Annotated in this window: 6 protein-coding genes and 1 pseudogene; 3 read left to right on the forward strand and 4 right to left on the reverse strand. The window is 71.5% G+C overall.

What is annotated here, in order from left to right; all coding sequences use genetic code 11:
* The 4 genes from ACIPYS_RS13950 to ACIPYS_RS13965 are packed head-to-tail and all read right to left on the reverse strand — an operon-like array spanning position 1 to position 3,887.
* A complete protein-coding gene (locus tag ACIPYS_RS13950; RefSeq protein WP_030394948.1) occupies positions 1 to 318 on the reverse strand; it encodes a bifunctional 3-phenylpropionate/cinnamic acid dioxygenase ferredoxin subunit in 318 nt (105 codons plus the stop codon).
* Positions 319 to 323: 5 nt separating this feature from the next.
* A complete protein-coding gene (gene sufD, locus ACIPYS_RS13955) occupies positions 324 to 1,556 on the reverse strand; it encodes a Fe-S cluster assembly protein SufD (RefSeq protein WP_093860085.1) in 1,233 nt (410 codons plus the stop codon).
* A gap of 60 nt (positions 1,557 to 1,616) precedes the next feature.
* Positions 1,617 to 3,032, reverse strand: coding sequence for a Fe-S cluster assembly protein SufB (sufB, locus tag ACIPYS_RS13960; protein ID WP_093860086.1), 1,416 nt, complete (start codon positions 3,030 to 3,032; stop codon positions 1,617 to 1,619).
* A gap of 9 nt (positions 3,033 to 3,041) precedes the next feature.
* The gene (locus ACIPYS_RS13965; RefSeq protein ID WP_093860087.1) at positions 3,042 to 3,887 is read right to left on the reverse strand and encodes a metalloregulator ArsR/SmtB family transcription factor; all 846 of its coding nucleotides are present in this window, start codon (positions 3,885 to 3,887) and stop codon (positions 3,042 to 3,044) included.
* 164 nt (positions 3,888 to 4,051) lie between these two features.
* On the opposite strand from ACIPYS_RS13965, the gene ACIPYS_RS13970 reads away from it, so the two are divergent.
* The 3 genes and pseudogenes from ACIPYS_RS13970 to ACIPYS_RS13980 all read left to right on the forward strand — a co-directional run.
* Positions 4,052 to 4,978 (forward strand): ABC transporter ATP-binding protein, encoded by a 927-nt coding sequence (locus ACIPYS_RS13970; protein ID WP_093860088.1) that lies wholly within the window; start codon positions 4,052 to 4,054, stop codon positions 4,976 to 4,978.
* A 41-nt stretch (positions 4,979 to 5,019) separates the two neighbouring features.
* Positions 5,020 to 5,739, forward strand: a complete 720-nt coding sequence (locus ACIPYS_RS13975) for an ABC transporter permease (RefSeq protein WP_400746241.1) — start codon at positions 5,020 to 5,022, stop codon at positions 5,737 to 5,739.
* Between the two features lie 378 nt (positions 5,740 to 6,117).
* A pseudogene (locus tag ACIPYS_RS13980) lies at positions 6,118 to 6,483 on the forward strand (hypothetical protein); the annotation flags it as partial.

The following is a 6,483-nucleotide window of genomic DNA, read 5'->3' on the forward strand; positions in this document are numbered from 1 at the left end:
TCAGGACTCCTGGTTGACGGAGACGAGCACATCGTCCCCTTCGATCTTTACGGGGTAGACAGCGACCGGCCGGGTGGCGGGCAGGCCGGAGGGCTTGCCGGTGCGCAGGTCGAAGCTGGAGCCGTGCAGCCAGCACTCGATCATGCAGTCCTCGACCTCGCCCTCGGAGAGCGAGACGTTCGCGTGCGAGCAGATGTCGTTGACCGCGAACACCCCCTCGTCGGTGCGGACGACGGCGACCGGTACGCCGTTGAGGTCGACGCGCTTGGGCACGTCCTCAGCCAGTTCGCTCAGCGCACAGGCGCGAAGGAAGCTCATGGGTGTCAGACCGCCGCTTCCAGCTCGGCCTCGATCTTCTCCATGAGGTGGTCCTGGATCTCGGCGACACCGATCTGCTGGACCAGCTCGGCGAAGAAGCCGCGCACCACCAGGCGGCGGGCCTCGTCGGCCGGGATGCCGCGGGCCTGCAGGTAGAAGAGCTGCTCGTCGTCGAAGCGGCCGGTGGCGGAGGCGTGACCGGCGCCGACGATCTCGCCGGTCTCGATCTCCAGGTTCGGCACCGAGTCGACCCGGGCGCCGTCGGTGAGCACCAGGTTGCGGTTGAGCTCGTAGGTGTCGGTGCCCTCGGCGGCGGCGCGGATCAGCACGTCGCCGATCCACACCGCGTGCGCGTCCTGGCCCTGCAGCGCGCCCTTGTAGACGACGTTGGAGCGGCAGTGCGGGGTGTCGTGGTCGATGACCAGACGGTGCTCGAGGTGCTGGCCGGCGTCGGCGAAGTAGAGGCCGAACAGCTCGGCCTCGCCACCGGGAGCGGCGTAGTTGACCCGCGGGTGGATCCGCACCACGTCGCCGCCGAAGGTGACGACGACGGACTTCAGCGAGGCGTCGCGGCCGACCAGCGCGGTCTGCTGGGCGACGTGCACGGCGTCGCGCTCCCAGTCCTGGACCGAGACGAAGGTCAGCTTGGCGCCGTCGCCGACCAGCAGCTCGACGTTGGCCGCGCGGGTGCCGGTGCCGGTGTGGTTGATCACCACGACCGCCTCGGCGAACGGCTTGACGTCGACGACCACGTGCGCGAAGCGGGTGCCGCCCTCGCCGTGGACGTCGATCCGCACCGGCTCGGTGAGCACCGTCTCCTTGGGGACGGTGACCACGAGCGCCTGCTCGAAGGCGCTGAACGCCTGCGCGGCGACCCGGTCGACCGGCTTGCCGGCCTTGCCGAGACGGGCGTCGTCACGGCCGACGGTCTCGGCGGTGACCCCCTCGGGCAGGCTCAGCTCGACCTTGTCCTCGCCCTTGTCGGCGGTGGCGGCGGTGCCGTCGTGCAGGCCGCCGAGGCGGTGCAGCGGGGTGAACCGCCAGTCCTCCTCGCGGCCGGTGGGCACCGGGAAGTCCGCGACGTCGAAGGACGGCGCGACCGCGACGCGCGCGTCGATCGGCTGGCGGACACTGTCCCGACCGGTGCCGGGCCCGGCGAGCTGGGCGCCGGCACCGGCGGTGCCGACCTCGATCGAACCGGCGGTGGTGGAGCCGGAGTTGTTCTGGACGTCAGCCATGGCTGTTCGTTGTGCTCTCTTCCTCAAAAAAGTGTCGATGGACGGCGGGCGGCCGGCGGGTCAGCCGACGGAGCCCTCCATCTGCAGCTCGATCAGCCGGTTCAGCTCCAGCGCGTACTCCATCGGGAGCTCGCGCGCGATCGGCTCGACGAAGCCGCGGACGATCATCGCCATGGCCTCGAACTCGGTCATGCCGCGGCTCATCAGGTAGAAGAGCTGGTCCTCGCTGACCTTGGAGACGGTCGCCTCGTGGCCCATGGACACGTCGTCCTCGCGGACGTCCACGTAGGGGTAGGTGTCCGAGCGGGAGATCGTGTCGACCAGCAGCGCGTCGCAGAGCACGTTGGACTTGGCGCCCTTGGAGCCCTCGCCGATCTCGATCAGACCCCGGTAGGAGGTCCGGCCGCCGCCGCGCGCCACCGACTTGGAGACGATGTTGGAGGAGGTGTTCGGCGCCATGTGGACCATCTTGGCGCCGGCGTCCTGGTGCTGGCCCTCGCCCGCGAAGGCGATCGACAGGGTCTCGCCCTTGGCGTGCTCGCCCATCAGGTAGACGGCCGGGTACTTCATGGTGACCTTGGAGCCGATGTTGCCGTCGACCCACTCCATGGTCGCGCCCTCGTACGCCACGGCGCGCTTGGTGACCAGGTTGTAGACGTTGTTCGACCAGTTCTGGATGGTCGTGTAGCGGCAGCGGCCGCCCTTCTTGACGATGATCTCCACGACCGCGGAGTGCAGCGAGTCGGAGGAGTAGATCGGGGCGGTGCAGCCCTCGACGTAGTGGACGTAGGCGTCCTCGTCGACGATGATCAGCGTCCGCTCGAACTGGCCCATGTTCTCGGTGTTGATCCGGAAGTAGGCCTGGAGCGGGATGTCGACGTGGACACCCTTCGGCACGTAGATGAAGGAGCCGCCGGACCACACGGCCGTGTTCAGCGCGGCGAACTTGTTGTCGCCGACCGGGATGACGGTGCCGAAGTACTCCTGGAAGATCTCCGGGTGCTCGCGCAGCGCGGTGTCGGTGTCCAGGAAGATGACGCCCTGCTCCTCCAGGTCCTCGCGGATCTGGTGGTAGACGACCTCGGACTCGTACTGGGCGGCGACACCGGCGACCAGGCGCTGCTTCTCCGCCTCCGGGATGCCGAGCTTGTCGTAGGTGGCCTTGATGTCCGCGGGCAGGTCCTCCCACGACTCGGCCTGCTTCTCGGTGGAGCGGACGAAGTACTTGATGTTGTCGAAGTCGATGCCGGAGAGGTCGGAGCCCCAGGTCGGCATGGGCTTCTTGCCGAACAGCTTCAGGCCCTTGAGGCGCAGGTTCAGCATCCACTCGGACTCGTTCTTCTTCGCCGAGATGTCGCGGACCACGTCCTCGCTGAGCCCGCGCTTGGCCTCGGCGCCGGCCACGTCCGGGTCGGCCCAGCCGTACTCGTAGTTGCCCAGGCCCTCGAGCTCGGGGTGCGAAACGGTGTCAGTCATGCGAGCTTCCTAACGCGCGGACGCTGAATCTTCGGTGGACGTACCGGCAGTCGGCGCGGCATCGGTGTCCCGGCCCGCGGCGGTGCGCAGGGCGGGCGACGATGCGGCACCGGGTGCCGGCACATAGGTCGTGCAGACCCCGTCGCCGTGGGCGATGGTGGCCAGTCGTTGCACATGGGTGCCCAGCAACTGGGAGAAGACCTCGGTCTCCGCCTCGCAGAGCTGCGGGAACTGCTCGGCGATGTGCGCGACCGGGCAGTGGTGCTGGCAGAGCTGGGCGCCCGCCGGGGCCTGGGCCGCGGCAGACGGGACCCGCCGCACCGTGGCAGCGTACCCGTCGGCACTGAGCGCCTGGGCCAGTGCCTCGGTACGCTCGCCCGCTCCGGCGGAGCTGAGCGCCTCGACGTACTTCTCCGCCTGCCGGCCGAACCGGGCCCGGGCGAAGGCGGCGACCGCCTCCTCCCCGGCCTTGCCGCCGCCGACCGCGTCGGAGATCCAGCGCAGGGCGTCGGCGGCGAGCTGGTCGTACGCCTGGTAGAAGGCGTCGCGACCACCGTCGGTCAGGGCGAAGACCTTGGCCGGACGGCCCCGGCCGCGACTGCCGTAGACCCGCTGCTCGCGGGACTCGACCAGGCCGGCGGCGGTCAGGCCGTCCAGGTGACGGCGGACGGCGGCGGTCGTGAGGCCGAGCCGGCTCGCCAGGTCGGCGGCGGAGGAGGGGCCGTGGTCCAGGATCGACCGGGCGACCCGGTCCCGGGTGGCCCGATGGCCCTCCAGCAGCACCTCTGCCGCCGTCGCGGGCACGGCGCAGCCGGGGGCCGACTCGGCCTCCTGCTGCGTGGAGTGCTCGCGCATGTTTTTCACAACACCAGTGTTGCGTAATTACTTCCGGCAGGACAAGCCGTGACCCAGGCCTCACCCGTGGCATCTGTCACGCAGGTTAGCCTTACCTGACCTGCGGAAATGATCACCAAACCCGGTGTCGGGGCCATCCGTTGGCCCCTCTTAGACTCACAGGCATGCAATCCGAACCCGCGGTCCAGATCACCGGGCTGGTCAAGCGCTACGGCGAGAAGACCGCGGTGGACGGTCTCGACCTGCGTATTTCCCGCGGCACCGTCACCGCCGTGCTCGGCCCGAACGGCGCCGGCAAGACCACCACCGTCGAGACCTGCGAGGGCTACCGCCGCCCCGACGCCGGCACCGTCCGGGTGCTCGGCCTCGACCCGGTCGCGCAGAACGCCGAGCTGCGCCCCCGGATCGGCGTGATGCTGCAGTCCGGCGGCGTGTACGCGGGCGCCCGCGCCGTCGAGATGCTCCGGCACACCGCGAAGCTGCACGCCCACCCGCTGGACGTCGACGCGCTGGTCGAACGGCTCGGCCTGGGCTCCTGCGGCCGCACCACCTACCGCCGGCTCTCCGGCGGCCAGCAGCAGCGGCTCGCCCTGGCGATGGCCGTGGTCGGCCGCCCCGAGCTGGTCTTCCTGGACGAGCCCACCGCGGGCCTCGACCCGCAGGCCCGCCGCGCCACCTGGGAGCTGGTCCGCGACCTGCGCCGGGACGGCGTCACCGTGGTCGTCACCACCCACCACATGGACGAGGCCGAGCAGCTCGCCGACCGGGTCGCGATCGTCGACCGGGGCCGGGTGATCGCCGGCGGCACCCCGGAGGAGCTGTGCCGCGGCGGCGCCGAGTCGAGCGTGCGCTTCGACGGCCCGCCCGGGCTCGACCTCACCACCCTGCTCAAGGAACTGCCCGAGGGCGCCACCGCCGCCGAGCCCACTCCCGGGAGCTACCGCATCGAGGCGCCGGTCGACCCGCAGCTGCTGGCCGCCGTCACCGCCTGGTGCGCGGCCACCGGCATCCTCCCGGAGCGGCTCGCGGTGCAGCGCCGCAGCCTCGAAGACGTCTTCCTCGACCTGACCGGACGGGACCTGCGCTCGTGACCGACTACTCCCCCCGTCCCGGAGCGGCGCCGGTCGGCCGGATGCTGCTCGCCCAGACGGCGTTCGAGACCCGGATGCTGCTGCGCAACGGCGAGCAGCTGCTGCTCACCGTGGTCATCCCGACGGTGCTGCTGGTGCTCTTCTCCGCGGTGGACATCGTCGCCGTCGAGGGGCCCGGCAAGCGGGTCGACTTCCTCGCGCCGGGACTGCTCGCGCTCGCCGTGATGTCGACGGCCTTCACCGGGCAGGCCATCGCCACCGGCTTCGAGCGCCGCTACGGCGTGCTGAAGCGGCTGGGCGCCAGCCCGCTGCCGCGCTGGGCGCTGCTGACCGCCAAGACCGGCTGCGTCCTGGTCACCGAGGCGCTCCAGGTGGCCCTGCTGTCGGTGATCGCGCTGGCCCTCGGCTGGTCGCCGCAGGGCAGCCCGCTCACCGTGGCCGCCCTGCTCGTGCTCGGCACCGCCGCCTTCTCCGGGCTCGGCCTGCTGATGGCCGGCACGCTCAAGGCGGAGGCGACGCTGGCGGCCGCCAACCTGGTCTTCGTCCTGCTGCTGCTCGCGGGCGGGGTGGTCGTGCCGCTGTCGAAGTTCCCGGCGGCGGCGCAGTCCGTGCTGGAGCTGCTGCCGATCGCCGCGCTGTCGGACGGTCTGCGCTCGGTGCTCCAGAGCGGCGCGGGGGTCCCGTGGGCCGACCTCGGCCTGCTGGGCGGCTGGGCCGTCCTCGGCCTCGCCGCCGCCGCGCGCTTCTTCCGCTGGGAGTAGACCCCGCTCGACCGCGTGACACGACGGCCCCCCGGTTCTCCGGAACCGGGGGGCCGTCGCCGTTCGCCGTGCGGCCGGGCCGGATGCGCCGGCCCGGATGCGCCGACCCGGGCCGGGCCGGATGTGCCGACCCTCCGACAGAACGGACCCCGTCCAACGGTTCCACCGACGGGTCAGCGGTCCCAGGGCGGAGCGCTCCGGCTGGTGCCGTGGTCCCGGGACACAACCAGGACCAGTGCCCCGTGCTCGAACTCCCGCCAATTCCTAACGTGGGAGCACGCGTTGAGCGCCCGACCGGGACACCGGACGGCGCCCGCGCGGCCCGGGCCGGGCACCCCGGCCCGTCTGTCGGGACGGCGCAGCACTGGAGGATCCCAGATGAGTTGGAACCGCTTCACACTCTCGTCGGCCGGCAGCGCGGCGCAGTCCAGCGCGCTCGCGGCCGTCTCCCGCATCCCGGGCAGCATGGAAGTCTGGTGGGTCGGCGGCAACGGCTCCGTCCAGGGCGCGTACTGGTACGACGGCGCACCGTGGACCCGCTACGAGATCGCGCCCGCCGGGAGCGCCTCCACCAACGGCGGCATCACCGCCGTCTCCCGCATCCCCGGCAGCATGGAACTCTGGTTCACCGGAGCCAACGGCTCCGTCCAGGGCGCGTACTGGTACGACGGCACACCCTGGAACCGCTACGAGATCGCCCCCGCCGGGAGCGCCTCCACCAACGGCGGCATCACCGCCGTCTCC

The organism is Kitasatospora sp. NPDC089913 (assembly GCF_044748625.1).
Classification (GTDB): domain Bacteria; phylum Actinomycetota; class Actinomycetes; order Streptomycetales; family Streptomycetaceae; genus Kitasatospora.

What these genes read in the sequence shown, in the direction of transcription:
- sufB (WP_093860086.1), bottom strand. Translation starts at nt 3,032, where the DNA reads ATGACTGACACCGTTTCGCACCCCGAGCTCGAGGGCCTGGGCAACTAC.
- ACIPYS_RS13965 (WP_093860087.1), bottom strand. Translation starts at nt 3,887, where the DNA reads ATGCGCGAGCACTCCACGCAGCAGGAGGCCGAGTCGGCCCCCGGCTGC.
- sufD (WP_093860085.1), bottom strand. Translation starts at nt 1,556, where the DNA reads ATGGCTGACGTCCAGAACAACTCCGGCTCCACCACCGCCGGTTCGATC.
- ACIPYS_RS13975 (WP_400746241.1), top strand. Translation starts at nt 5,020, where the DNA reads ATGCTGCTCGCCCAGACGGCGTTCGAGACCCGGATGCTGCTGCGCAAC.
- ACIPYS_RS13970 (WP_093860088.1), top strand. Translation starts at nt 4,052, where the DNA reads ATGCAATCCGAACCCGCGGTCCAGATCACCGGGCTGGTCAAGCGCTAC.
- ACIPYS_RS13950 (WP_030394948.1), bottom strand. Translation starts at nt 318, where the DNA reads ATGAGCTTCCTTCGCGCCTGTGCGCTGAGCGAACTGGCTGAGGACGTG.